The organism is Vibrio ziniensis (genome assembly GCF_011064285.1).
Classification (GTDB): domain Bacteria; phylum Pseudomonadota; class Gammaproteobacteria; order Enterobacterales; family Vibrionaceae; genus Vibrio; species Vibrio ziniensis.
In genome coordinates, this window is sequence record NZ_CP049332.1 from 401,056 (window position 1) to 427,487 (window position 26,432).

Annotated in this window: 20 protein-coding genes; 5 read left to right on the top strand and 15 right to left on the bottom strand. The window is 42.1% G+C overall.

Annotation, left to right across the window (positions count from 1 at the left end; all coding sequences use genetic code 11):
* Nucleotides 1-68: 68 nt before the first annotated feature.
* Both malQ and G5S32_RS16845 read right to left on the bottom strand, forming a co-directional pair.
* Nucleotides 69-2,249, bottom strand: a complete 2,181-nt coding sequence (gene malQ, locus G5S32_RS16840; RefSeq protein ID WP_165313318.1) for a 4-alpha-glucanotransferase — start codon at nt 2,247-2,249, stop codon at nt 69-71.
* Nucleotides 2,250-2,453: 204 nt separating this feature from the next.
* Complete coding sequence (locus tag G5S32_RS16845; RefSeq protein WP_165313320.1) at nt 2,454-4,907, bottom strand: glycogen/starch/alpha-glucan phosphorylase; 2,454 nt, start codon at nt 4,905-4,907, stop codon at nt 2,454-2,456.
* A gap of 531 nt (nt 4,908-5,438) precedes the next feature.
* Between G5S32_RS16845 and malT the strand changes: the two genes are divergently transcribed.
* Nucleotides 5,439-8,147, top strand: a complete 2,709-nt coding sequence (gene malT, locus G5S32_RS16850; RefSeq protein WP_165313322.1) for an HTH-type transcriptional regulator MalT — start codon at nt 5,439-5,441, stop codon at nt 8,145-8,147.
* A gap of 71 nt (nt 8,148-8,218) precedes the next feature.
* Here the strand turns inward: malT and G5S32_RS16855 are convergent, their stop codons facing one another.
* Together G5S32_RS16855 and G5S32_RS16860 are read right to left on the bottom strand one after the other, a co-directional pair.
* Nucleotides 8,219-8,575, bottom strand: a complete 357-nt coding sequence (locus tag G5S32_RS16855) for a YibL family ribosome-associated protein (protein WP_165313324.1) — start codon at nt 8,573-8,575, stop codon at nt 8,219-8,221.
* Between the two features lie 170 nt (nt 8,576-8,745).
* A complete protein-coding gene (locus G5S32_RS16860; protein ID WP_165313326.1) occupies nt 8,746-9,951 on the bottom strand; it encodes an alkaline phosphatase in 1,206 nt (401 codons plus the stop codon).
* Between the two features lie 305 nt (nt 9,952-10,256).
* On the opposite strand from G5S32_RS16860, the gene G5S32_RS16865 reads away from it, so the two are divergent.
* Nucleotides 10,257-11,327, top strand: a complete 1,071-nt coding sequence (locus G5S32_RS16865) for an acyltransferase family protein (RefSeq protein ID WP_165313328.1) — start codon at nt 10,257-10,259, stop codon at nt 11,325-11,327.
* 314 nt (nt 11,328-11,641) lie between these two features.
* Entirely contained in the window at nt 11,642-12,259 is a 618-nt protein-coding gene (locus G5S32_RS16870; protein ID WP_165313330.1) for a YagU family protein, read from the top strand.
* Between the two features lie 139 nt (nt 12,260-12,398).
* On the opposite strand, the gene cyoE is transcribed toward G5S32_RS16870, so the two are convergent.
* The 7 genes from cyoE to G5S32_RS16905 all read right to left on the bottom strand — a co-directional run bounded on the left by cyoE (nt 12,399) and on the right by G5S32_RS16905 (nt 19,610).
* A complete protein-coding gene (cyoE, locus tag G5S32_RS16875; RefSeq protein ID WP_165313332.1) occupies nt 12,399-13,265 on the bottom strand; it encodes a heme o synthase in 867 nt (288 codons plus the stop codon).
* A gap of 6 nt (nt 13,266-13,271) precedes the next feature.
* Nucleotides 13,272-13,586 carry a cytochrome o ubiquinol oxidase subunit IV gene (gene cyoD, locus G5S32_RS16880; protein ID WP_165313334.1) on the bottom strand — a complete coding sequence of 105 codons (315 nt, stop codon included), beginning with the start codon at nt 13,584-13,586 and terminating at the stop codon, nt 13,272-13,274.
* Nucleotides 13,586-14,179 carry a cytochrome o ubiquinol oxidase subunit III gene (gene cyoC / locus G5S32_RS16885; protein ID WP_165313335.1) on the bottom strand — a complete coding sequence of 198 codons (594 nt, stop codon included), beginning with the start codon at nt 14,177-14,179 and terminating at the stop codon, nt 13,586-13,588. The genes cyoD and cyoC overlap by 1 nt, the downstream gene beginning before the upstream one ends.
* Nucleotides 14,169-16,205, bottom strand: a complete 2,037-nt coding sequence (gene cyoB / locus G5S32_RS16890; protein ID WP_165313337.1) for a cytochrome o ubiquinol oxidase subunit I — start codon at nt 16,203-16,205, stop codon at nt 14,169-14,171. The genes cyoC and cyoB overlap by 11 nt, the downstream gene beginning before the upstream one ends.
* A gap of 6 nt (nt 16,206-16,211) precedes the next feature.
* Nucleotides 16,212-17,126, bottom strand: a complete 915-nt coding sequence (cyoA, locus tag G5S32_RS16895) for a ubiquinol oxidase subunit II (RefSeq protein ID WP_165313339.1) — start codon at nt 17,124-17,126, stop codon at nt 16,212-16,214.
* Nucleotides 17,127-17,821: 695 nt separating this feature from the next.
* Complete coding sequence (locus G5S32_RS16900; protein WP_165313341.1) at nt 17,822-18,697, bottom strand: NAD(P)-dependent oxidoreductase; 876 nt, start codon at nt 18,695-18,697, stop codon at nt 17,822-17,824.
* A gap of 1 nt (nt 18,698) precedes the next feature.
* Nucleotides 18,699-19,610 carry a LysR family transcriptional regulator gene (locus G5S32_RS16905; RefSeq protein WP_165313343.1) on the bottom strand — a complete coding sequence of 304 codons (912 nt, stop codon included), beginning with the start codon at nt 19,608-19,610 and terminating at the stop codon, nt 18,699-18,701.
* A gap of 82 nt (nt 19,611-19,692) precedes the next feature.
* On the opposite strand from G5S32_RS16905, the gene G5S32_RS16910 reads away from it, so the two are divergent.
* A complete protein-coding gene (locus G5S32_RS16910; protein ID WP_165313344.1) occupies nt 19,693-19,947 on the top strand; it encodes a DUF2798 domain-containing protein in 255 nt (84 codons plus the stop codon).
* 13 nt (nt 19,948-19,960) lie between these two features.
* Here the strand turns inward: G5S32_RS16910 and G5S32_RS16915 are convergent, their stop codons facing one another.
* The 4 genes from G5S32_RS16915 to G5S32_RS16930 form a co-directional block, all read right to left on the bottom strand.
* Nucleotides 19,961-20,680 carry a YebC/PmpR family DNA-binding transcriptional regulator gene (locus G5S32_RS16915; protein WP_165313345.1) on the bottom strand — a complete coding sequence of 240 codons (720 nt, stop codon included), beginning with the start codon at nt 20,678-20,680 and terminating at the stop codon, nt 19,961-19,963.
* A gap of 72 nt (nt 20,681-20,752) precedes the next feature.
* On the bottom strand, nt 20,753-20,962 hold the full coding sequence (locus G5S32_RS16920) for a DUF3283 family protein (protein WP_165313346.1): 210 nt from the start codon (nt 20,960-20,962) through the stop codon (nt 20,753-20,755).
* A gap of 204 nt (nt 20,963-21,166) precedes the next feature.
* Nucleotides 21,167-21,364, bottom strand: coding sequence for a PA3496 family putative envelope integrity protein (locus G5S32_RS16925; RefSeq protein WP_165313347.1), 198 nt, complete (start codon nt 21,362-21,364; stop codon nt 21,167-21,169).
* Nucleotides 21,365-21,980: 616 nt separating this feature from the next.
* On the bottom strand, nt 21,981-23,957 hold the full coding sequence (locus G5S32_RS16930; protein ID WP_165313348.1) for a replication initiator protein RctB domain-containing protein: 1,977 nt from the start codon (nt 23,955-23,957) through the stop codon (nt 21,981-21,983).
* A gap of 1,254 nt (nt 23,958-25,211) precedes the next feature.
* Here G5S32_RS16930 and G5S32_RS16935 point away from each other — a divergent pair.
* Nucleotides 25,212-26,429 (top strand): AAA family ATPase, encoded by a 1,218-nt coding sequence (locus G5S32_RS16935; protein WP_165313349.1) that lies wholly within the window; start codon nt 25,212-25,214, stop codon nt 26,427-26,429.
* Nucleotides 26,430-26,432 lie beyond the last annotated feature (3 nt).

Here is a 26,432-nt window from a genome sequence, read left to right on the forward strand (position 1 = left end):
TGACCTAACTTAAATTTCTTAGCGTAAATATAAGAAATCACTAAATTTCCTCCTGAGTATTTACTCTATTATAGACTTGCTTTGGCGCGAATTTCCGTTAATCGAGATGAAATTCGATTAACATCTTCACGAGCAAAAATTTCATCCAAGTTCATAGACAGCTTACGACGCCAGTTTGGATATTCGTCTACTGTACCCGGAATGTTTACCGGATTATCCATTTCCAGCCAATCTTCAAGCTGAATACTCAGTAGAGAAGATGCACCTGCTGCTACATGTAGTTGCAAAGCTTCGCTGAGATATGAGTCCATTGGAACCATATTCGCATCACGACCAATACCATCAGGCAAGTAACCGTGCCAAGCCACGGAGTCCAAAATGCCTTGTTTGCATTTCAAGCGGTCATCAAACAAACCTGCCAACTGTTCTTTATCTGGATACAAACCAATTTCACTACCCATTTTCAGGTCAGCACAGTGCCAGAAACCACGTAGTGTCGGCATATCGTGCGTACACAGAGCTGCCATGGACTGAGGTGCATAGTGCGCAGGCGAAATAAAGCCGCCATCTTCTTTAGAAGTTTCAAAGAAGAACACCTTATATGAGTGAACGCCCGCATCACGCAGTAGACCAACGATTTCATCAGGCACAGTACCTAAATCTTCACCAATAACACTACATTGATGACGGTGAGATTCCAGTGCAAGAATCGCTAGCATGTCTTTCACTGGGTAGTAGATGTACGCACCTTTCGTCGCGTTTTCACCTTTTGGAATCCACCACAGACGCAGTAAACCAAGTACGTGGTCAATACGTAGAGAACCGCAATGCTTCATGTTCGCGCGTAGCAGTTTAATGTATGCATCATAGCCAGTCGCTTGCAGTACTTGAGGATTCAGCGGTGGAAGACCCCAGTTCTGGCCTAAAGGGCCAAGGACATCTGGTGGAGCGCCAATGCTTGCATCCAGAATCAGATTGCCTTCGTCAGCCCAAGTCTCAGAACCTGAATCTGCCACACCAACCGCTAAGTCACGGTATAAGCCAACTGCCATACCTTTCTCTTCAGCCAAAGCCTGAGCTTCGTTAATTTGTGTGTCAGCGACCCACTGCAAGTACATATACAGGTGAACGGCATCTTGGTTCTCATCAATGAAGCTTTGTACTGCCGAGTTTTCAAAACGGCGATATTTCTCTGGGAATACTGGCCAGCCCCAAATATTGCTGTCTTCGGCATGAAGCTGTGCGTGTAGCGCATCAAAAGTCGCTTGATGCAACAAGCTGTCTCCACCTTCTTCCACAAAGTCCAAAAATGCACGAGCTCGGTCGGTATTTTTGTCGAGATGACGAGCTTTAAATTCGCTGAACAACAACGGCAGTACGCTCATTTTCATTTGCGCGACTTCGGTGTAATTGACCCAATGTGATTCACGCGCTTTTTGCAGGCGCTGCTGGAACTCGGCACTGCCGACTTGTTGTTGAGCTTCACCACTCAAGGCAAATTCAGGTACTGAACTCACATCAATGTAAAGAATGTTCAACCAACGACGCGAAGACGGGCTATACGGGCTCGCAGCTTCAGGGTTAGCAGGGAACAAAGAATGAATTGGGTTCAAACCGACAAAATCACCACCACGAGAGGCAATATCAGCAACTAACTGTTTCAAGTCACCAAAATCACCGATACCCCAGTTGTGCTGAGTGCGCAGTGTGTAAAGCTGGATACTAGGTCCCCAAAATTTTTTGCCTTTTTCCATCGCTGGCTGCTTGTAACAGGCTTTTGGAGTTACAATAACAGTCATCTCATACGGTGCCTTACGACGCTTACGAGAAACAAATAACTTGTGATAACCCAGCGCTAAATCGCTAGGTAGAGAAAACACTAGCGGACCACCTTGTGCACGCTCATCTCGAATAATCTGAGACTGCAGGTAGCCTTCAAAAATATCGCCTTGTTCGGTTTCTAAACGCCAATCAAATTCACTTTCACGTGCACTTGAACCTAGATTTAGGGAGACCTCTAGTGGCTCACCTTGGCGAATCACTAATACGGGTTCCAACACATCAGCTTTGTGTTTTTTCTCAGCCGATTTTAATAAGGTTTCATCATTGGTGATGTCATAACCTAAAGAAGCCAAAAGACGGCGAATGGTCTCATCCTCAACTTTCGCTTCATCGCCCCAAGCGCTCACATAGCTGTCGGCAATTTTTGCCATTTCAGCGACTTGTTTTAATGCATTTTGTTCTTTCATCGCTCTCTCCGAAGGGACTGCATAATCCTTCAAATGTGTAGGGTGTAATTTTTAGTGTTTGTCGATTTAGCTTTATTCATTCTGAACATTTGATGATTAACCGTGAATATTCAGACTTGGCTAGCGGTTCACGATTAACTTTAATTTGCTCGGTGCTGACGCCATTCAGCCAAGGCTTTCACCTTGGCTGTTTGGGGTTTGTCATTAGCGTTTAACGGCTTCGAGCTTCCAAATGTTATTCACGTAATCGCGAATACTACGGTCGGAGCTGAATTTGCCCACCAGCGCGGTGTTCAATATTGCCTTCTTCGCCCATCCCGCCTGATCTCGGTATTGCTTGTCCATGTCTTCATGCGCCTTCACATAGGATGCAAAGTCAGCCAGTACAAGATATGGGTCACCGCCGTTAAGCAAGCTGTCATAAGTTGCTCGAAGTCTTGCAGGTTCACCAGGGGTGAATTCATCAGACATTAGCAGTTCCATTGAGGCTTTGAGTAACGGGTCCGCATTGTAGTAGTTGTAAGGGTTGTAACCACTTGCTTTTAGCGACTCGACGCCATCCACTTCTAATCCGAAGATATAGATATTGTCATCGCCAACTTCTTCGCGAATTTCAACGTTCGCACCATCCATAGTACCGATTGTCAGTGCACCGTTAAGAGCCATCTTCATGTTACCTGTACCTGATGCTTCTTTACCTGCGGTAGAGATTTGCTCAGATACGTCAGCTGCAGGAATGATGATCTCAGCCATACTCACACGGTAGTCAGGAATGAACACCACTTTCAGTTTGTTGCCGATACGTGGATCATTGTTCACTTTCTCTGCAATCTTGTTCAACGCAAAGATGATCTCTTTCGCTAGGTGGTAGCCCGGCGCCGCTTTCGCAGCAAAGAACACCACGCGAGGGTGCATATCGAACGACGGATCGTTGATGATGCAGTGGTAAAGAGAAAGAATGTGCAGCATGTTGAGGTGCTGACGTTTGTACTCGTGCAGACGTTTGATCTGTACGTCGAAGATCGCATTTGTATCGAGATCGATACCCATGTTCTCTTTTACCCAGTTCGCTAAACGCGCTTTGTTCTCTTTCTTCACTGCCATGAATTGCTTTTGGAACTTCGCATCATCAGCGTATTGAGAAATCGCTTCGAGTTTATCGAGATCGGCTGGCCAATCATCACCGATTTTTTCGGAGATCAGTGCTGACAATGCTGGGTTACAGAATTTCAGCCAACGACGTGGAGTAATACCGTTGGTCACGTTTTGTAGACGGCCTGGATACAGTTCATTGAACTCAGGGAATAGGTCACGCTTAACAAGCTCTGAGTGTAAAGCTGCTACACCGTTCACGGCGTAAGAACCTACCACACAAAGGTTTGCCATGCGCACCATGCGGTGGAAGCCTTCTTCGATGATGGAAAGCTTTTGTTGTTTAGCTACATCACCCGGCCATTTCGCACGAACTTCTTGCATAAAGCGGTGGTTGATTTCGTAAATGATTTCCATGTGACGAGGCAATAGACGTTGAATCAACGACTCGCTCCATGTTTCCAGCGCTTCTGGCAACAAAGTATGGTTGGTATAAGCAAATGTCTTAGCACAGATGCTCCAAGCCGCTTCCCAAGATAGGCCACGTTCATCCACCAAAATACGCATCAATTCAGGAATGGCGATGGTTGGGTGAGTATCGTTAAGCTGAATGGTCTCTTTCTTCGGTAGATCTTCCAGCGCAAAACCTGCACCTTCGTGACGGCGCAGAATATCGCGCACAGACGCAGCACTATGGAAGTACTGTTGCATCAAACGCAGTGTTTTACCTTTCTCGTGGTTATCGTTCGGGTAAAGCACTTTCGTAATGTTGCCCGCATCAATCAGTGCGTGCTGAGCTTCAAAGTAGTTACCGTTGTTAAAGCTTTCTAATGAGAAAGGCGCGATAGCGCGGCATTCCCAAAGACGTAACGGGTAAACCGTATCACTTTGATAACCAACGATTGGTAGATCCCAAGGCATTGCTTGTACCATCATACCTGGAACCCATTTGCGAACTTCTTTGCCATTTTCATAAGCCACTTCAACGTGACCGTAGAAGCCAATTTCTTGTTTCAGTTCAGGGCGTGCAATTTCCCAAGGGTAACCTTCGATACCACACCAAGCATCTGGTGCTTCTTTCTGATGTCCTTGCTCAAATGACTGTTTGAACAAACCGTATTCATAATGAAGACCGTAACCCACAGTTGGGTATTCTTGAGCGGCACATGAATCCATGAAACACGCTGCAAGACGGCCTAAACCACCGTTACCCAATGAAGGGTCACGTTCTTCTTCAAGGAGATCCGATAAGTTCTGACCTAACTCCGCCATCGCTTCAGAAATCTGTTCATAAAGCCCCATGCTGATGAGGTTATTCCCTGTCAAACGGCCAATTAGGAACTCTAGAGACAGGTAGTTCAAACTTTTTGCATTTACGATACGCTCGTCTTGCTCAGTTTCAAGCATGTCGAACGTTGTCAATTCTGCTAGAGCATGACCCATAGCCAAATACCAAGAGCGGCTAGAAGCATGTTCAACCGTGGTCGCGTATGTCGCGGTAAGGTTACGCTTTACGTTCGCTTGGAACGCAGCTTTATCAAACGTTTTCTGTTGCGTAGGTTTCATCGAGAAATCTCACTTATCAGTTCTAATCCATCTGTGCCATATCCTGCCCCGACAATAAAATGTAAACATCCTCCCAAGTTGTCATGAAGTTAGGAGGAGAAGTCAGGGCGTAGAGGGTGCAGCACTTAAGTCGTAGTGATCAATCTCTCATTGAGAGTCGAATACTCGAAACTCTCAGTGATTGAGATCACAATGGCTACCTCAATAACCTTAGACGGGGTTTAAACAGGTAGGAGATTCAAGCAGTGATCCTTTTGCTCATAATGTATACTTCATCACACTAAAATGACCTTATTTACGCATTTTTCATTAAATCTCGTATACCCCGCCCTTCTACCAAGCTAAGCAAGAATCATTTTTATTGATATTGATCACAAATTTAGGGCGTAGTCAGCTCCAGAATGTGAATCGTGCGAAATTCGAGAAAGGGATCAATAAACGTAGTGAAAAACTTCAAGTAACATCATCGCCATAAAAGTGACAGAGATCTCCGTTTATACCTCCTATTATTTGATCGAAGGGAAATCAAGAATGTGGATACCTTCTAAGCTGACGCGTCCAGGACGTTTACACAACGCCATTATTCGTCCAAGAGTATTGGACATTTTGCATAACGCCACATGCTATAAATTAGTGCTTTTCCGATCACCTGCGGGTTACGGGAAAACAACCATGGCCGCACAATGGCTTGCCGACAAACCTAATGTCGGGTGGTACAGCATTGACGACAGTGACAACGATCCTTTCCGTTTCTTGAACTATTTTCTGCAGGCGATCAATAAAGCGACCGATCAAAGCTGTCCAAATGCACAAAAGCTGGCGGAAAAACGTCAGTTCTCTTCAATTCACTCATTGTTTAGTGAAGTGTTCACAGAAATGGCGCACCACCATCAAGAGTGTTATGTAGTTCTCGATGACTACCATTTGCTGTCTGATGAAGAAATTCATGAGGCGATGCGTTTTTTCATAAAACACATGCCAGATAACATGACATTGGTTGTCACTAGCCGCGCAGCACCACCACTCGGAACGGCGAACTTGCGCGTGCGTGATTTGATGATTGAGATAGGTAACGAACTGTTGGCTTTCGATACTGAAGAAACTACTCGTTTCTTTAATCAGCGGGTCACCGATGGTGTAGACGACACCACAGCAAATAGCTTACGCGATTACGTCGAAGGCTGGCCTTCAGCTCTACAACTGATTGCGTTACAAGCGCAGTATCAGAAGCGAACACTGGAGCAAAGTGCGGAATCGGTTTCCCAGTTCAACCATGCACACCTTTGGGATTACTTAGTTGAAGAGGTGTTTGACCTCCTCGATAACGAGACTCGTCAGTTCCTGATGCAATGTTCTGTGTTGGAGCACTTTAACGATTCATTGGTCACTGCACTGACCAAACGTGACGATGCATTAAGCATGATTGAATCACTTAACCGTTTTGGTTTGTTCATTTACCCTCTTGAAGGAGAACACAACTGGTATCGTTTCCATAACTTATTTGGTGAGTTTCTCGCCCACCAACGTCTGGCACGAATTCCCCAACAAGAGCACGATCTTCACAAAGAAGCAGCGCATGCTTGGTTAGAAATATCTAACCCTCATCAAGCTCTTCGTCATGCAAAAATTGCCCTAGCTACAGATTTGCTGGCAACCATTTTAAGTGAACACGGTTGGAAAATGTTTAACCAAGGCGAACTAGAGATGTTGGAGTCTTCAATAAATCTACTATCGCCTACTCAGCTTTATAGCGAACCAAAGCTATGCATGCTGCAAGCATGGCTTGCACAAAGCCAGCACAGATATAACGACGTAGGAGCTCTGCTCTCTAAAGCTGACGAGGAGATGACTAAGCTCAACGTGGAACTGTCTAGCAAAGAGCAAGGTGAATTTAATGCACTACGCGCTCAAGTTGCCATCAACCAGAATGAACCGGAAAAAGCCTTAGAACTGGCCGAACTCGCTCTTAGCCAACTAGACAATACTATCTATCGCAGTCGTATCGTAGCAACTTCCGTGGTTGGCGAGGTAAACCACGTATTAGGACAACTCAGCCGAGCTCTGCCTATGATGCAGCAGACTGAAAAGCTAGCTCGCCAGTATCAGGTTTATCATCAAGCATTGTGGGCGTTATTGCAACAGAGTGAAATTCTCATAGCTCTGGGTTACGTTCAAGCTGCCTATGAAGTCCAGGACAATGCGTTCAAATTGATTGAAGAACACCAGCTTCATCAGCTTCCACTGCATGAATTTCTGTTGCGTATTCGCGCACAAATTCTATGGTGTTGGAACCGCTTAGATGAAGCAGAAGAGTGCGCCTATAAGGGGTTGGACGTGCTCGGTAATCACTCTCCAAGTAAACATCTGCATAGTTACTCTATGCTAGCGCGAATCTCCGTTGGTCGAGGTGAATTAGACAAAGCGAGCCGCTTCATAGAGCAAATTTTACATCTGATGAAGCAATCTAGTTACCACGTTGATTGGACAGCCAATGCATCTCTCTCCCTATTACTGTACTGGCAAGCTCGCGGGGATTTAGATTCAATCCAAGGTTGGTTGAACACTTCTACTCGCCCAGAAAAAGCATGTAACCACTTCTCGCAACTTCAGTGGCGCAATATTGCTCGTGCACAAATCAATATGGGAATGATGGATGAGGCAAAACAAACGTTAGACTTCATGCAAGAAGAAGCAAAGAAATACCAATTAATTACTGATATCAACCGTAACCTAATTGTTGAATCCATTCTTGCGACTACTCTAGGGAGAGAAGAAGAAGCACGTGACAAGCTAAAACAAGCGTTAGCACTCACTAACCAAACAGGCATGGTTGGTAACTTCCTTATTGATGGAACCAACGTGGGACACGTACTGGAAAAACTAATTCAGCGTGGTGAACTCGGAGATTTAGAACGTCACCGAGCACAACAGTTGATGAAAGTGATTTCTACCACTCAACGTAGCCGATCTATCCATTTTGATGAAGAGTTTGTCGAAAAACTCATCAATCACCCAAATATTCCGGAGTTAGTACGTACTAGCCCACTAACGCAGCGTGAATGGCAGGTTTTAGGGTTGATCTACTCTGGATTCAGTAATGAACAAATTGCCCAAGAACTAGATGTCGCTGGAACAACCATCAAAACACACATACGCAACCTGTACCAAAAACTGAATATTGTGAACCGTAAAGATGCGGTTCACACCGCAGAAAATCTGTTGCAGTTGATGGGTTATTGATTCAAGTAAAACGTAAAGAGCCAGCAAATGCTGGCTCTTTTTGAATCTTTTCTTCTATTATCTTTTCGCGATTAAAAAGGTTTTGGTGCGAAACCTGTCATCACTTCAAGGCGCATAGCTTTACCAATTTTCGTCATTGGGTGAACAACCACTAACCCTTTTACGCGTTTTTTAAGCTTACCTAAATCAGCTTGCTCTTCTTTGGTGATTTCACGAGAGAAAGCCATATCCGATAACTCTTTGCGCTCTTTATTGAGATCGTACTCGACCTTGTGTTTCAAGCTTTTTAGCTGCTTAGTCAGTCTATCGATGTCATCGGTAAATTTAGTAATCATCGCACTATCGCCGCGAGTCTTGGCTGCATCCAACTTGTGACGGCAAGTATCGATGCGATTGTTCAGTTGTTGAATGTCGTTCTTCAGACTCATGGATTTAGTCCCTACATAAAATTTGGAGGCGGAGTATAGCATAGCTGCCCCAATAGGCTCTATGGAAAAATATTCACTTCAAGTACATAGCGATCATAATAGGTTAATGCCCCTTCTGTTTTGAGACAAATACTCAACTCAAAGATGGTTGTTATGAATCTAATTAATTGTCATCTATTTCTAAAAGATGACAATGCGCCAGACATCACCGTATAAATAAAAGTATTGTCATGAACGCCACTAAACCTATCACTATTAGGACCTTGAGCTGAAATAGGCACATTTACGCTGGTATGTGAATTCGTAGACCAATTCACATAAAATGAATCACCATTAGGCATAAAGAATGGCCCATCTTCATTAGCAGCGCCTGTCGGTGTTGTACTGAGAGACATTCCGCCCGTTTCATGATCGGCAACGACAATAATTAACGTATCTTTTGAATTGTTGGCAAAGCGTTGTGCAACTTTAACCGCCTCATTAAGACCAATGGTATCTGATATCGCATTTTCAGCGTCATTTCTGTGGCTAGCCCAATCGATTTGCCCGGCTTCTACCATTAAAAAGAAACCTTTGTCATTGTGTGAAAGGGTATTAATAGCTGTTTGCGTCATCGCTTCTAAAGATGGGGAGTATGGACGAATCATCTCCTCGTCTGCAAATAGCCCAATTAATGGTACAGATGAATACGAATCAATGATTGAAAATGAAACTTGAGTGCAGACGTATGTGTACCCGTTCGCCATAAACTTATCAATCAGATCACTGCCATCGTCTCGCTCTCCTTTTTTGGGGTAGCAACCCGTTTTTCCAGTTGGCAGAAATTTATCTTCTCCACCACCAAGTAGCACGTTTATTTTTGATTCCGACAATTGATTTGCGATTTCAATTTCTTGATTCCGCCTTTTAACATGAGTTGCAAATGTTGCCGGAGTGGCATTCGTAATCGGCGTAGTTGTAACTAGTCCGGTGTGCATGCCTAGATTTTGAGCTTCTTCCAGTATGGTCGTTAGGGCATTAAAGTTGGGGTCTAGACCTATCACACCATCGCTTGTCTTAACCCCTGTTGCCATTGCTGTACCTGCTGCAGCCGAATCAGTAAGTGCACCATTAGCAGCTTGAGTTTCTATAAATCCAGAGGCTGCCATCTCCATCATTTCTAATTTTATGTCCAAGCCGACGCTAGACCACTGAGCAGCTTTTTGATGTTGGAGTCCCATACCATCACCAATAAACAAAATAATATTTTTTGTTGGTAAGTAAGTATTTGCTTTCGTTTCTTGTGAATTGGACGAACTAGGGTTACAGCCTGTGACTGTGCTTATCAATAAAACACCCAATATATAAACATTCATTTTTGTTATTTTGATGCCCATGAGCTTCCTTATCCTGACAGTGAGATACTGTATGGCAATTTGATATCTTCATAGTCAATGAGTATAGGTATATTTCCCCTTTTTTTGCTCCTTAGCTAAGTATATTTGGAGATGAAAGGTAAGCACCGTCTAACAAACAGCAGAAAAAATAGCAGTCATATAGGAGATAACACGAATCTCAATAAAAACCGACTTTATCTGTATATACTAAGATGGTTACACATGATACTAGGGACAGTTAAACTTAACATAACTAATTGAATTAAAGTTAATTAGTACATTAAGCGTGCGTAGGGACATATGAAATGGAAAAAAACACTTCACTTTATTTAGATGCCATTCGATTTTTAGCTGCTTGCTTAGTCGTGATATATCACACAAGTGGAGAAAACATTACAGGCGGATTTTTGTGGCAGTTAAATGTCTATGGCCATCCATCTGTAATAGTGTTTTTTGTACTATCAGGATATGTCATCGCATTCGTTGCTGACACTAAAGAAAAAACACTGTCAGATTATCTGGCCGCCAGATTATCTCGTTTATATTCAATAATAGTTCCGGCGATTGTAATTACTCTAATATGTAACGAAATTGGTGGGCTATATATAAGCAATGAATACAATGGACCTTGGAATGAAAATGAACCAAACACTTATGCAAGATATTTTGCAGCCTTGCTTATGTTGCAAAATGTATGGGGCTTAGATTTATCTCCGACTAATAATGGTTCCTTTTGGTCACTATCTTACGAGTTTTTTTATTATGTTCTATTTGCAGGAATCTTTTACTGCAAAGGCTTTAGTCGATTCGCCATCTGTACAGCTGCTATAGTGATATCTGGGCCTAAAATTATTGCCCTAGCGCCAATCTGGTGGCTGGGATATGTTGCTTATCGTTTAAATACAACGCAGAAGATAGTTATTCCAGCATGGCTATCGGTGTCCCTTTTTTCTTCTGGCTTATTTCTTCTAGCTATTGTCCCACACTTTAGTGAATTATTCCGTTTCCAAACACTGCACTTCGGAGATAAAGTCGCATTTGATTACCTCATCGGATTAGGGTTTTTTATTCACCTTCTGGGAGTTCCACAGGTAGCCAAAATGCTATCGTACTTTCTAAACATTGCGGAACCAACTATAAAACGAATGTCTTACACGACATTCTCTATTTATTTATTTCATCTACCAATAATCCGTTTAACCGCAGGAATTTCCCCCTATATAGAGAACCCCGGCTCCTGGCAGAATATCCTTTTCATATATGTATTAACGTTTTCTGTTATCCGCCTATTAGGCTCTCCTGCAGAGCGTTCGAAACGATGGTATAAGTATGTAGTCTTAAATCAGATTCAGAAACTACGCTTAATATCGAGTTAAATTTGAATCGTAGAGAAGAAAAGGAACTGATAAAAGCGAGAACGTTCAAGTGCAGCTTTTGTAGTAAATGAGTGCATCGGTTAATCAGTGCAAGGTAGCACTATAAAATTCCTTATGAACGCTGAATTTATTTCACCTACAAACAAATAAATTCACATATAAAAGTTAAATATCTTTTTTGTATAAATAAACAACACTGCATTAAAATATTTTATATGAATCACATTTTATTGATCAAAACACCTATTTACATACCAATTAATGAGATAGATTTCACATTATTAACTATGTAACCAAATGTAAATGGTGGGTAAATGAATCTATTTGAACAAACAAATCCAGCTCGCAGACGTTATGGCTTAGCGGCGTTTATCGGGCTTATTGCAGGTGTTGTTTCTGCTTTTGTAAAATGGGGGGCAGAGGTTCCTCTTCCACCTCGCAGCCCTAGCGACCTCTTTAATGCGGCTTGTGCTCCTGAATCTCTAATCAGAGCAGCGGAACAGATTGACTGTTCACGTAATTTCCTCAATCCACCTTATGTATTTTTACGTGACTGGCTTGGTGTTGTAGACCCAAACCAAGCGGTTTATACCTTTGCAGGACATGCGTTCAACTGGGTGGGTGTTACTCACATTATTTTTTCGCTTGTTTTCGCTGTTGGTTACTGTGTTGTTGCGGAGCAATTCCCAAAAGTTAAATTGTGGCAGGGCTTATTTGCAGGTGCATTAGCTCAACTATTTGTCCATATGATTAGCTTCCCATTAATGGGCCTAACTCCATCATTATTTGCTCTACCTTGGTATGAACACGTTTCAGAAATCGTTGGACACTTGGTTTGGTTCTGGTCAATTGAAATCATTCGTAGAGATTTGCGCAACCGTATAACTCACGAGCCTGATGCTGAGATATCACTAGACGCAACAACTCGTTAATCAATTTCTATTGATGCTGTTTAAATTGATAATATCGAAGCCGCAAATATGCGGCTTCTTGTTTGTCAGAGAAACCAAAAAATAAAAGGCACCTTAAAAGGTGCCTTTAAGCTTGTGACGGGTTTTCTAAACAGAAAGACTAAATTGAAAATGGAATAAGCTCTACGCCCAAAACCGTACTGATTCCCATAACAACCAGTAGCGACACTTTGAATACCGCTTTTGACCATTCAACATAGTTTTCTTCAGTAACCTTTTTAAAGGTCACTTGTGTCCACATGAAACATACGCCTGCAGCTACAACCAAGTATTCATAACCACCATTTCCTAGCAGGAATAGGGCTAACGCCACAAGGTTGAACGCAATAACATAAGCAATCATGTGTTTACGAGCCTTTTCGATGCCAGACACTACAGGCAACACAGGGATGCCTGCATTTTTGTAGTCTTGCATACGAAACATTGCAATCGCATAGGAATGCGGCATCTGCCAAAGACAGAACAATGCAAACAGCAAAACTGCTTCCAAGCTGATGTAGTTTGTCACCGCAAGGTAACCGACCAGTGGTGGTACGGCACCAGATACGCTGCCGACCAGAGTTCCATACACTGAGTTGCGTTTGTACCACATGGTATAAAAGAATACGTAGAACACGTAACCCAATAACACCACCACTGCCGATAACGGATTCGCCATACCATAGAGCAAGGCTGTTCCCGCTAGCAGTAGTACGATGGCAAACACGAACGCATGATCGATATTGATGTCACCCTGAGCCAACAAACGGCCACGAGTTCTATCCATTTTCAAATCAATATCGCGATCGAAAATATTGTTTACCACGCAACCAGATGCAATCACCATCGCCACACCTGCTAAGGTACACAATAGTAAGAGTCCATCCGCAGCTTCTGATTTAGCCGCGAGGAAATACCCCGCAGCCACAGAGATCAAATTGCCGATGATAATGCCCGGCTTAGTGATTGATAGGTAACCTCTGATCATTTCAACCTACATCATCATGTTGACGTTAAGGTTCCACATGATCCAGATTGAACCAGCAATCAAGATCAGTACAACGATGGCCGTGAACATCAAGGAAACAAAGTTCCACTTGCCTTCATCCGTCTTAATTTCCATATGCAGGAAGTAGATGAAGTGCACAATCACTTGAATCACTGCACAACCGAATAGGATTGCGTATGTGATGTCTTTTGGCAAACTTTGAGTCGCAACAAAGTAGAACGGAATAATGGTCAGGATGAGTGACGCAATAAAGCCTTTTACGTAGTCGCTCTTCGCGCTATCTAAATGTTGGTTGCTCATTACATAACCCCCACTAGGTAAACGATGGTGAATACGCAGATCCAAACGATGTCTAGGAAGTGCCAAAACAAGCTCAAGCAGTTAAAGCGCGTTTCCATCATTTCGTTCAAGCCTTTAGTTGATAGCTGCCAGTAACATACTGCCAACCAGATCAAACCAAAGCTCACGTGTAGACCGTGCGTACCAACTAGCGTGAAGAACGCTGATAGGAACGCACTGCGTTGAGGGCTTGCGCCTTCAGCGATCAAGTGGTGGAACTCGTACAATTCCATCGCAATGAAACCAGCACCGAGAACGAAAGTAATCGCTAACCAACGTTTAAGAGCTGCAATGTCTTTGCGCTTCATCGCAATCATGCCGAAACCGAAAGTAATACTACTGAATAGCAGCATCATGGTTTCAACAAACACGAATGGCAGTTCAAACAGCTCTTTTGCGTCTGGTCCACCGGCTGTAGCGTTTGCTAGTACTGCGTACGTTGCGAATAAGCTCGCAAACAGTACACAGTCGCTCATCAGGTAAATCCAGAAACCAAACAGTTTCAGACCACCGGTATCGTGGTGATCATGTGCATCATGAGTATTAGCGTGCATAAGTCACCTCCATATCGTTATCGTCTTGCTGTTGACCAGTAACTTGACCTTTCGCTTGTGCTACACGCTGACGGTGAGCCTCTTCAATCGCTCTGATCTCTTCTGGTTGTACGTAATAGTCAATGTCTTCGTTAAAGCTGTGCTTAATTGCAGTCACAACAATACCGACGAAGCTTACTGCTGCTAGCCACCAGATGTACCAAATCATCGCGAAGCCGAAAATCAATGCAAATGCTGAAATGTACATACCTGTCGGTGTGTTCTTTGGCATATGGATTGGTTGATAGTCCACTTCTTTATTGATGTCGTGCTCACCACGTTCTTTTTGGTACCAGAATGCATCTAGCTCATCGCCTTTTGGAATCACAGCGAAGTTATAGAACGGAGGTGGAGAAGATGTCGCCCACTCAAACGTACGGCCATCCCATGGGTCGCCAGTCACATCTGGGTTAAGGTGACGGTCACGGATACTTACGTAGAACTGGATGAACTGACACAGTACGCCAACAGCAATAATTGCAGTACCGAATGCTGCCACTGCAAGGAGTGGGAAGAATTCTGAATCTAGGTTTTGACTGATACGGCGAGTCATACCCATAAAGCCCAGTGCGTATAGTGGTAGGAATGCTAGGATGAAACCTGTGATCCAACACCAGTAAGCACGTTTACCCCAAGTCTCATCAAGCATGAAACCTGTCGCTTTCGGGAACCAATAAGTAATTGCAGCGAAACAGCCGAATACCACACCACCGATAATCACGTTGTGGAAGTGCGCGATTAGGAATACTGAGTTATGCAGTACGAAGTCTGCGCCCGGTACTGCCATCAGTACGCCTGTCATGCCACCAATCGTGAATGAGATCAGGAAGCCAACAGTCCACATCATAGGCGTCGTGAACATAATACGACCTTTGTACATGGTGAACAGCCAGTTGAAAATCTTAACCCCTGTTGGGATTGAGATGATCATGGTTGCGATACCAAAGAAGGCGTTTACGTTCGCACCGCCACCCATAGTAAAGAAGTGGTGTAACCAAACAACGAATGCAAGGATAGTAATGACGATCGTTGCCCACACCAGTGACGTATAACCGAACAATTTCTTACGAGAAAATGTCGCAGTCACTTCTGAGAACACACCGAATACAGGTAACACTAGGATGTAAACCTCAGGGTGACCCCATGCCCAAATCAGGTTGACATACATCATCATGTTGCCGCCCATGTCATTGGTAAAGAAGTGCATTCCTAGGTAACGATCCAGCGTTAGAAGCGCGATGGTAACCGTTAAAATTGGGAACGAAATAATGATTAGGATATTCGAACATAGCGATGCCCATGTGAAGACTGGCATCTTCATCAATGGCATGCTTGGTGTACGCATACGCAGAATAGTCGCGAAGAAGTTCACGCCTGATAACGTAGTACCGACACCAGAAATTTGCAGTGCCCATATCCAATAATCAACCCCTACTCCCGGACTGGCATCAATACCAGACAGAGGCGGATAAGCTAGCCAGCCTGTGCGGCCAAACTCACCTACAGCAAGAGAAAGGTTGGTCAAAATCACACCCACAATAAACAACCAGAAACTTAAGTTGTTCAAAAATGGATACGCAACGTCACGAGCACCAATTTGCAATGGAACAATGATGTTCATCAAACCAATGATGAGCGGCATTGCCACAAAGAAAATCATGATCACGCCATGCGCTGTAAAGATTTGGTCATAGTGGTGCTGAGGCAGATAACCTGCTTCACCCGCTGATGACAGTAGCTGTTGGCTACGCATCATCACCGCATCAGCGAAACCACGAAGTAACATGATCATCGCTACGGCAATGTACATAAAGCCAAGCTTTTTATGGTCTACAGATGTAAACCACTCATTCCAAAGGTATTGCCATTTGCCCATACGAGTGATGGTAGCAACAACAGCAAGGCCAACTACCGCGATCACCGCCATAGTGATCATGATAATTGGCTCATGATATGGAATGGAGTCTAATGTAAGTCTTCCAAACATCGTCTGTTACCCTTTATGTTCTGCCATGTCCATGTGACTGTGTTGAGACTCTTCTTCACCCATATTGAGTGAACCCATATGTTGCATTACAACCGACTCAAATAAGTCTTGTGGGATGTGAGAGTAGTAAGTCACCGGAACGTTTTCACTTGGCTCTGCAAGTGCTTGGTAATCACTGAAAGCGTGTAGCATAGATGGTTGTTTCTTCACTTCACGAACCCACTCATCGAAGCTTCGCTCGTCAGGTAGCGCGTTCGCGACAAATTTCATGTGTGAGAAACCTTCGCCGCTATAGCTCGACGATATTCCCTTGTACTCTCCCTCATGGTTTGCAATTAGGTGTAGACGAGTAACCATGCCAGGCATAGCGTAAATTTGACTACCTAAACGAGGAATAAAGAAAGAGTTCATGATGTTGTCAGACGTAATTTTGAACGTAACAGGAACATCTTTAGGGAAAGCAACGTAGTTAACCGTAGCGATTTTTTGTTCTGGGTAGATGAACAACCATTTCCAATCCAGTGAAACCACTTCAATTGTGATTGGTTCGATGTCACTTTTCAGAGGCACAGACGGTTCTAGTTCGTGAGTTGAACGCCAAGTAATCACAGCCAAAATCGCAATGATGATGATTGGAATTGTCCAAACAACCAACTCGATCTTAGTAGAGTGAGACCACTCAGGAGCGTATTCAACTTCGGTATTGCTAGCACGGTATTTATAGGCGAAGTAAATTGTCATTAAAATCACAGGGATAACAACAATCAACATCAAGAGAAGAGAGGTAATGATCAACTCTTTCTCACGCACTCCTACTAGGCCCTTGGGATCCAGCAAAGCAGACTGACATCCAGACAGGAGCAAAATTGCACAAAACAATCCCACTCGCGACAAGATGCTTTTATATCTTGAGGCTTCCATTGACTTTCTCGATTATGTTTACGGAGTTCCATAACAAAAGTTGGCACTTTAAGAATCCGTATGAATTTATATGAGTTTTTCTTGTGTTGAGCTTGTAACGAATGATTCTGATGCTATTTTACTTATGACAAGTCATTGATAAGACATTCACACTCACCAATAACCACATCAACGTAAAGGTTACATTTAGAAACGTTTAGTTACATCCGGCGCATTATGCTTACATTGAAAGGGCTTTCAAAGTGCAACAAAATGGAATCTAACCTTTCAAAAATGAAATTAACCTTCAAAATAAACCACTTATATTCAATGGTTAATACATTTAACCTGTTGTAATAAAGAGATTTAGTTTTATTGATCCAAATCAATGAAATTGCCGACAGATGATAAAAATCACGCTAAATTATTTTTAATTTTTATCAGCATATTGACATGGCTGGATTTTTCCGGATTTCCGTTAACTACATAATTGTTGGATGTAATACCGTTCCAAATAAAAATATGATGAGATTAAGCATCGATGCAACAGTTAAAAACATTAAGACTGTCACTACCCTGCCAGCTACTGCGTTGTAATGTATTAGTCACATCATTCACTGTTTAGTAATTTACAGTGTAAAGCTTTGATTCTTCATATAAGATTTTGGCCAATAAAAAACCGCTACGATTACAGCGGTTTGTATATCAATTCCGAATTAATGCTGAGCTTCTTTCTTAATCGCTTTGATCAGTATTGAAGTATCCATTCGACCGTCACCTTGCTCAGATAAGGCTTTATAGGATTCCATCGTCTTTTGCGTCATAGGCAAAGTTACCCCCTGACGTTTAGCTTCATCAAGGCAGAAGCCGAGATCTTTGATCATCCAATCGATAGCAAAACCGAAGTCGAATTTACTTTGCGACATAGTAACAGCGCGGTTTTCCATCTGCCATGAACCCGCAGCGCCATTCTTCAAGCAAGCAACTAAAGTTTCAACATCTAAACCCGCTCTTTCAGCCAGAATCAAACCTTCAGAAATACCTGTTAGAGCCCCAGCAATACAGATCTGGTTAACCATTTTTGCACGTTGCCCTTGTCCTACTCGCCCCATCAATACCGAAGAGCGGCCATAAGCATCAAATACTGGCTGAAGTGCGTCGAAATCTGCTTGCTCACCACCACACATAATCGTCAGTACGCCATTTTCGGCTCCAGCTTGACCACCAGAGACTGGTGCATCCATAAAACGGATTCCGACCACCTGAGCAGCTTCTGAGAGCTCTTCAGCAAGATGGGCAGAGGTAGTCGTATGGTCAACAAGTAAAGCGCCTGGTTTCATGTACGCTAGTGCGCCAGTTTCGCTGGTGGTCATAATACGAACATCGTCATCGTTGCCCACACACAGCAAAACCACATCGGCATCTTTCACACACTCAGCAACGGTGAGTTGATAACCGCCGCCATATTGTTCAGCCCAAGCTTTTGCTTTTGCTTCTGTACGGTTAAATACAGTGACATCGAATCCCGCTTTAACCAAATGACCAGCCATGGGATATCCCATAACACCTAAACCAATAAAACTGACTTTCATTTTAATCTCCTTGAACAACGGGCTTACCATACTTCAACATAGCCGAAGCCTCTAAAAGAGCTTCAACTAACAAAGTAAGTGCCCTAGGCTGATATTTTCGTTCTTTATAAACTAAATAAGCTTGTTTATCACTGCGATGATATTGAGGCAGAACCTGTACCACCTTCATATCCTTCGAAATATGGCGATATGGTAGTGAAGCAATACCTAACCCTCTCACTACCGCTCCTGCGATAGCGTTAATGTCATTAATGACTAATTTGGGCTTAATTTGTAAAACTTGAATGAACTCGTCATCTTGATAGACAGGCATATCCCGCTGTCTATCAGCAGATAACCAATCCAACTGTTGTAGTTGTTCTAACGTATCTATTGGACCCACTTTATCTAAATATTCGGGGCTGGCAAAGAAACCATGTTGAGCGCGGAAGAGTGGTCTGGCAACCATGCCATCCAAACCAGTCAAATCAAACGTCATCAGTAGATCTCTGTTGGTTTCCGGCATAGAGTGCTCCTGACTTAACGCTAGTTCAACATTGACTCTAGGATGTTGTCTCACAAAATCTTCCACAACATCACCAACAAATGCTCGATAAAAGTTATGAGGGATAGCTAATCGGATGCTGCCAGCGACTTCCTCGCTGTGAGTCATGATCTGCGTAAAACTACTTTCAAGGTTTTCCATGCCACTTCGTATTGCTTGGAAAGTTTCCTTGCCAGTTTGCGTAGCAACTAGCTCCCTACCCTGTTTTTCTAGCAGCCGCAAATTCAGACGGCTTTCTAAGGCAGACAATCTGCGAGACATAGTTGAAGGGGGAAGATGCAATTTTTTTGAAGCAGCAAGAAGAGAGCCTTCTTCTACCACGCAAAAAAACAGGTAGAGATCATCAATGTTTCCAAATATGGAATTCATAGTTCTTTTCTTGGTTCTGTTTTTCAGTTCTAGACAGTTATATCCTGATTGTTAGATTAATTAAACAGCTTGATAACATTTCATGAATAAAAAACAGTTTTGGTACACCGCATTGCTTTCATCGTTCACGATGGCGATCATCATGTCGGGAGTGCTCTCAGGGTATAAAATCGGATTTAGTAGTGAATGGCCAGCTAACTGGTTTAACAGTTTTCTAATCGCTTGGCCTCTAGCATTACTACTAAACCTCACAGCCCTACCTCAGATTAGGAAATTGGCATTCTGGTTAGCAGAACCTAAAATTTCCTGTGACATAAAAGCAAAAAACCGAGCCTAAGCTCGGTTTTTCATTATTGGATTTCAGCGTTGTGGTAAACCTGCTGAACATCGTCACAGTCGTCTAGTAGATCTAGGAACTTCTGGAACTTCTCAGCGTCTTCACCAGAGATTGGGCTTTGGTTCTGAGGAACGAAAGTGATCTCTTCAACGTCTAGAATTAGATCAGGGTAAGCTGCATTCAATGCTGTTTTCACTTTAAAGAACTCAGTGTTTGGTGCGAATACAGTGATTACACCATCTTCAAGTTCGATATCCGTAACATCAGCATCTTCCATCATCAGCGCTTCTAACACGGCTTCTTCATCTTCGCCTTTAAATTGGAATACTGCTTGGTGGTCGAACATGTGTGCAACAACACCTGGAGTACCAATTTTAGCGCCAGTCTTTACGAAGCATTGACGTACGTCTTGGAAGGTACGGTTGCCGTTGTCTGTTAGACAGTCAACGATCACGCTAACGCCACCAGGACCAAAACCTTCATAACGAGCTGGTTGGTAATCTTCACCGCCGCCGCCACTTGCTTTGTCTAACGCTTTATCAATAACGTGTCCTGGTACTTGGTCCTTTTTCGCTTTGCTGATCAGGTGGCGTAGAGACAAGTTCATGTCTGGGTCGATACCACCATTCTTTGCACAAACGTAAATCTCTTTACCATATTTTGAGTAAACTTTAATTTTTGCGCCTTGAGTTTTCGCCATAGAGGCTTTGCGCACTTCGAAACTTCTTCCCATCGGGATGTTCTCTCTAGTTCAATTTAATGCGACGGATTCATGCAGAAAACAAGGTTTCTGCTTGGGGGAGCATTACATGACGCCCATAACCCTTTTGTATTTGTCCACCGACTGTTGAAACCATTCTTTATCTTGTACAGAAGTAAGAGTGGTTAGATGCTTAGTAATCTCTTCCGGTCCGCCTTTTACCTGCTTCATTTTCCAAATCAAAAAAGAAGCCTGTTTATCCAGTTCTATTTTGTTTTTCTCATTCGTATCAAGCAGAGCAAGGTTGAAAGACATTAGTAAACCCACAGTCGATAAAAACATTGGGCGAAATATAGCATAGGAATAGTAAAAATTAAGAGTCAAAAATGTCGGATTATACGACTTTCGTTACTAATCGTACAAAAAAGCGATTTATCAGAAAATTTGAGATTAGGGCTGATACAAATAAAATAGAAAGGGTGGCTATAGCCACCCTTGTAAACCTAATCAGTGAGTATCTTAATGAAGAAGTCCTAATTCCTTTGCCTCTTCAATAGACAAGCCACTTTCACGGATCTCTCTTAATGCTTCAATGCGACGACGAGCTTCCGCTGATTTTTGTTTGTTAACTGGAATATGTGTGTCAACTTCTTCTTTGAAGTCCCACTTTTCTGTGATGCCAGTGATTTCATCATGGTTAATAGAATTAATGGACATTGTAACCTCCGAACAAACCATGCAAGGACACGTAATCTGTAGCAAAGGTCCAAATCGGTGTTAAGTACATTTGAGCAATAATGTGACTTAGGCGATAGTTCAGAAATCTAATTTATAAATTGCTCAATTATCTTTTGTACAACCTGATAACAGGCAGTACATTCAGAAAATTAACTGCAAAAATTCCAACCTGATCTAGCTCAATTTTTTTCTTCAAAAAGCCTCTGTGTTTTCTAGGTATCTTCTTCAATACATGTTCACTAAACACTCATGTTTGCCTTTCTTTGATATGTTATTGCCAACAAGTTTAAGCAAAACAATGATTGCGTTAATCAGATAAATTGATAAATACGGAAGAATGATCATGGACAGGAGAAATTTTGCGAAAGCATGATCATGGTTAGTTTGACCACAGAGGCAAAATTCAGACAAAAAAAATCGAGTCCTTGGGGAGAACTCGATAAAAATTCAGAATGAATGTAACAATATGAGCCAATCTTAAAATTCATTAGATAGGGCAAAAGGTTGTCTATTCGGTTGTAACTTTAGCCAACATGAAGAACGTTAATGTCAGGCATATGTCAGCGTTGTGTTCTATATCTGTTCATTTGCTGAGTTAAATACCAATGGCAACTTCGTCCAGCGCTCTGAATACCGATTCATCCAGATGACCGTCGTAAACCTGCTTACAAACTTTCCTTCTCACGGCTAATCCAGAGATCAAACGTTCGATCGAAAGATGCTTATTCTCATTTTGCGAGTTATAAAGCTCGATCATCTTACTCAAAGTCTCATATGGTATGACTTGATCATCGACTCTCAGCCAATCAAGCTTGTCAATCAGCTCTACACACTCTTCTCTGATAGATGAAGGTGCATGTCCAGTCATAGCAGCTAAAGCGCTTATACTGCGTTCTAGCGCTTCTGGTGAGGTGTATTTAGATAGAGTAATGGTGATTTCATCAGCATTAATCTCAACTAAGTGCTTACGCTGCTTCACGCGTCGCCCTAATTTGCCTCTTGGGGAAGGCGATTTACGTTGAATAGGTTCAAATTCACCATCAATGATCTCTGACAGTTCTGCCAATTTCTGCTTCGAGACCATTTCATGACGTAAAGGGTTTGGTAGCGTTGGAGCCATATTACGTTTACCAGCATTCGTCATCTTCGCTCGTGAATATCGCAATACTTCTTCAACATCACACTTAATATCAACTTGGTAATCAACCACTTTACCTTTGTCGATCGTGGTAGTGATCGTTAAATGGTACCCCCATAGATTAACCACAAACAGATCGTCAGTACCTTTTCCATCAGAGAGTCTTTTCAGCTCTCGGATCAGATCCATAGAAAATCGGCGCCACTCGATATTACGAGCAAGTTTTTGATTCAGCTCACTTAACATCATTACATCAGTATGTCTGCGAGACATACGGCTTCTAAAATACGAATACAGTTGGAACACTAGCGTATGTTGTTTCAGGATTTCAGGCGGAAATAGAAAGAAGTAATCGCGAGTCATTAACTCTTCGAAAAATGAAGGTTCCCAAACCAAAATGTAGAGATTAGGTTTGATCTTAATCTCTCCATCGATACCTTCTGTTGGCGCTTCTTCCGATGCAGTGATCGTTCTTGCTAAAAATCGAAAGCGATCACTCTTAAAACCTTCAGGCATGTTCTCGCTTAGCCAACGACCGGTCAATTCATGCAACTGGAAGTCAGTAAACTCTATTCGATCAATACTGTCTCGAATTGAATCACGAGCAGGACCACTGTCTTTTTTTCCTCTCAAAGAGAGAATATCTGTGATATACAACGGTGTCTTATTCGGTACTTGGCTAGCATTGAGTTGGTAGTCTTCATGGTGATGATCATGATATTGAACAGTCAGTGTAAACAAAGCAAACAGTGTCATGAGATCATCAACTGTCATTATGTTTTTTGATGAACGGGTTTCAATTACTGCTCGTGTTCCAGAGATAGACACCATGGATTTTTGATAGCTTTTTCTGGTTCTAGGTGGTGCCAAAGCCTGATCAATAATGCCAGCCCAGTTGGTTGGTGATACCACAAATTGTTCTGTTTCATCTTTCATTGCTGGTGGCGTATTAAGACCATGCTCGTTCAACAAACGTTTATTAACTTGTGTTTGAGCTAATGCTTTTGAACGTTTTTGCTTTTCAGACTGTTTAACAGATTCTGTAACTAAGCTTGTTGAACCTAGCACAGAAATCAGTTGGTTAGGATTGATAAAACGGTGAAGCATGGTTTTACCAGCTAAGCCTTCTTCAAATCGCACTGGAATTTGTTGAAATAGGCCAATACTGACAGCTGCACGCAGTCTTTGTTGGATAGCGGCTCTAGTCAGTTGACCATCTGTTGCGTCAATTAATTCCGTTGTTGAGACCAACCCATCTTTACTACTAAAGCCACGTAGTGAAATCAGATTAAGTAACTCAATAATACTTTTCGTTACCCCTTTAAAATGTTGATACTGCTCGATCCAGTCGATCGCAGATTCAGAAACAGCAAAAAGATGTCCATCTTTATGGCTTCTGGGCGCTTTGATCAGTATTTTTTCTTCTGATGCCATTATTAGATCTATCTCACAATAACCGTAATATCGCTATAGTTCCAAAAGAATAAAGAAAAAAAGATCATAAATAAAGAAAAAGTTGTTGCTCTTAAATAACTGATCTTTTTGATGATAATGATTAATATTGATTAGAGTGATCTTATGATCTGAATGGAATTTTATTCGTAACTAACTGTTTTTTATAAATATATAAATTTGTTTGCTAGAAGCATGATCATAGCTTTCTCGAAACCATGATCAATAACTCTTTGAAAGCATGATCAATATTATCTTGAAGTATGATCATGATGATAACGAATAAATGATCAACACAAATCTCAAAGCATGATCAAGGTGGATACACAACTTATCCACAAAATGAGTTCTTTACTTTTTATCTGCGATGGATTTCAGCTATTTTGCTAACTCCACAATATGGACGCATGATCATGAGTTCGCTGTGACAAGCTATTATTTGAATAAATATTAAGCGTATGAAATTGAAACGCGCATTCAATTGAGATTGTGTGCAGCCTTTGATATATCAGGTTATCCTCGAAAGCATGATCAGGGAACTACAAGTAAGTTTCAATTGCTATTCTCAAAGTAGTGTAACTATCACTTTCCATCATCGAAATGGAGTTAATCCCCTATTACAACTGACATACACCGTAGTTCTCTTGCTTTTTTTCATGCTTCCGGCCCATACATTTCTCTTGATCATTGATCCGAAATTGGATCTTAAGATCAAGCGAGTTAATATCTAATATTCTCGGACTTAAATACCTTGATCATTGTTCCTATACTCTCTGAATTGCTCGGAACTATGATCATCATCGTTCCCTTGATCATGCTTCCATTGTTTATTTCTTATAAGTTAGTTATTAATAAATTACGACGACCGCTCTTATAATTTCATCGTCTATTAATTAAAGAGTAAATTTTTTAATTGAACTGACACCTACCGTAATTTATTCCTCATGTTCAATCGTTCCGAGGTTCCTTCATATTTTCCTTGTCTATACATAGTTTACATTGTAAATAAGTGACGCTGTAATATTTTAAATCTATTAATATTGATCTAGCTTAGTTTTGATTAATTTATGATATTTTTCGACGTAATTTTTACCATTTATTCGTCCAGTCATTTAAATGATACTATTTTGTCAATTTAATGTGATTTTTATCTTAAAGTGAACGTTCACCTTTTTATTGTAAATAACCATCAATGCTGTACAATTCTTCTCAAGAAACTAATAACGGAAATTGGCTATGAAAAGAGAACAAACAATCGATAATCTCTACAAGCTCGCCGAACAAACACAACAGGTGCAGTCTGACCGTATTGAGATTGTTTTAGAAGAACGCCGCGAGGAACACTTTCCTCCGATGTCAAAAGCATTGATGGAAACTCGCTCTGGTTTGACTCGACGTAAGTTAGATGACGCAATTGCGAAAATGGAAGAAGCTGGTCACCAGTTCACTAAGAACAATGCTAACCACTACTCTATCTCTTTATCTGAAGCTCATATGTTGATGGATGCTGCGGGTATACCTAAGTTCCATGAAAGAAAGAAAAATACAGAAAACAAGCCGTGGATTATCAACGTACAAAATCAAAAAGGTGGTACGGGTAAATCAATGACAGCGGTTCATTTGGCAGCGTGTTTAGCTTTAAATCTAGATAAACGTTACCGTATCTGCCTAATTGACTTGGATCCACAAGGTTCCTTGCGTTTATTCTTAAATCCACAAATCAGTGTTACGGAGCACAGCAACATTTATTCTGCAGTGGATATTATGTTGGATAATGTTCCTGAAGATGTAGAGGTGGATAAGGAGTTTCTGCATAAAAATGTGTTACTTCCAACTCAATATCCGAACTTAAAGACAATTTCAGCATTCCCTGAAGATGCTATGTTCAACGCTGAGGCGTGGCAGTACTTATCTCAAAATCAGTCTTTAGATATCGTTCGATTACTTAAAGACAAGCTGATTGACAAAATCGGTGAAGATTTCGATATCATCATGATTGATACTGGTCCCCACGTTGATCCATTAGTATGGAATGCTATGTTTGCTTCAAATGCTTTGCTTATTCCTTGTGCAGCTAAGCGCCTGGACTGGGCTTCAACAGTCAATTTCTTCCAGCATTTGCCTACGGTGTATGAAATGTTCCCAGACGATTGGAAAGGATTGGAATTCGTGCGTTTAATGCCGACTATGTTCGAAGATGACAATAAGAAGCAGGTTTCAGTGCTAACTGAAATGAACTATCTGTTGGGTGATCAAGTGATGATGGCCACGATTCCGCGTAGCCGAGCATTCGAAACTTGTGCAGATACCTATAGCACTGTATTTGATTTGACTGTGAGTGATTTTGAAGGCGGTAAGAAGACTCTCGCCACTGCTCAGGACTCCGTTCAGAAAAGCGCATTAGAGCTTGAGCGTGTACTACACAGTCACTGGACTTCACTAAATCAGGGGTAAGTA

Excerpts from the sequence above, each read along its gene's own strand:
- malQ (WP_165313318.1), bottom strand. The coding sequence starts at position 2,249 with ATGAAAGAACAAAATGCATTAAAACAAGTCGCTGAAATGGCAAAAATT.
- G5S32_RS16845 (WP_165313320.1), bottom strand. The coding sequence starts at position 4,907 with ATGAAACCTACGCAACAGAAAACGTTTGATAAAGCTGCGTTCCAAGCG.
- malT (WP_165313322.1), top strand. The coding sequence starts at position 5,439 with ATGTGGATACCTTCTAAGCTGACGCGTCCAGGACGTTTACACAACGCC.
- G5S32_RS16855 (WP_165313324.1), bottom strand. The coding sequence starts at position 8,575 with ATGAGTCTGAAGAACGACATTCAACAACTGAACAATCGCATCGATACT.
- G5S32_RS16860 (WP_165313326.1), bottom strand. The coding sequence starts at position 9,951 with ATGGGCATCAAAATAACAAAAATGAATGTTTATATATTGGGTGTTTTA.
- G5S32_RS16865 (WP_165313328.1), top strand. The coding sequence starts at position 10,257 with ATGGAAAAAAACACTTCACTTTATTTAGATGCCATTCGATTTTTAGCT.
- G5S32_RS16870 (WP_165313330.1), top strand. The coding sequence starts at position 11,642 with ATGAATCTATTTGAACAAACAAATCCAGCTCGCAGACGTTATGGCTTA.
- cyoE (WP_165313332.1), bottom strand. The coding sequence starts at position 13,265 with ATGATCAGAGGTTACCTATCAATCACTAAGCCGGGCATTATCATCGGC.
- cyoD (WP_165313334.1), bottom strand. The coding sequence starts at position 13,586 with ATGAGCAACCAACATTTAGATAGCGCGAAGAGCGACTACGTAAAAGGC.
- cyoC (WP_165313335.1), bottom strand. The coding sequence starts at position 14,179 with ATGCACGCTAATACTCATGATGCACATGATCACCACGATACCGGTGGT.
- cyoB (WP_165313337.1), bottom strand. The coding sequence starts at position 16,205 with ATGTTTGGAAGACTTACATTAGACTCCATTCCATATCATGAGCCAATT.
- cyoA (WP_165313339.1), bottom strand. The coding sequence starts at position 17,126 with ATGGAAGCCTCAAGATATAAAAGCATCTTGTCGCGAGTGGGATTGTTT.
- G5S32_RS16900 (WP_165313341.1), bottom strand. The coding sequence starts at position 18,697 with ATGAAAGTCAGTTTTATTGGTTTAGGTGTTATGGGATATCCCATGGCT.
- G5S32_RS16905 (WP_165313343.1), bottom strand. The coding sequence starts at position 19,610 with ATGAATTCCATATTTGGAAACATTGATGATCTCTACCTGTTTTTTTGC.
- G5S32_RS16910 (WP_165313344.1), top strand. The coding sequence starts at position 19,693 with ATGAATAAAAAACAGTTTTGGTACACCGCATTGCTTTCATCGTTCACG.
- G5S32_RS16915 (WP_165313345.1), bottom strand. The coding sequence starts at position 20,680 with ATGGGAAGAAGTTTCGAAGTGCGCAAAGCCTCTATGGCGAAAACTCAA.
- G5S32_RS16920 (WP_165313346.1), bottom strand. The coding sequence starts at position 20,962 with ATGTCTTTCAACCTTGCTCTGCTTGATACGAATGAGAAAAACAAAATA.
- G5S32_RS16925 (WP_165313347.1), bottom strand. The coding sequence starts at position 21,364 with ATGTCCATTAATTCTATTAACCATGATGAAATCACTGGCATCACAGAA.
- G5S32_RS16930 (WP_165313348.1), bottom strand. The coding sequence starts at position 23,957 with ATGGCATCAGAAGAAAAAATACTGATCAAAGCGCCCAGAAGCCATAAA.
- G5S32_RS16935 (WP_165313349.1), top strand. The coding sequence starts at position 25,212 with ATGAAAAGAGAACAAACAATCGATAATCTCTACAAGCTCGCCGAACAA.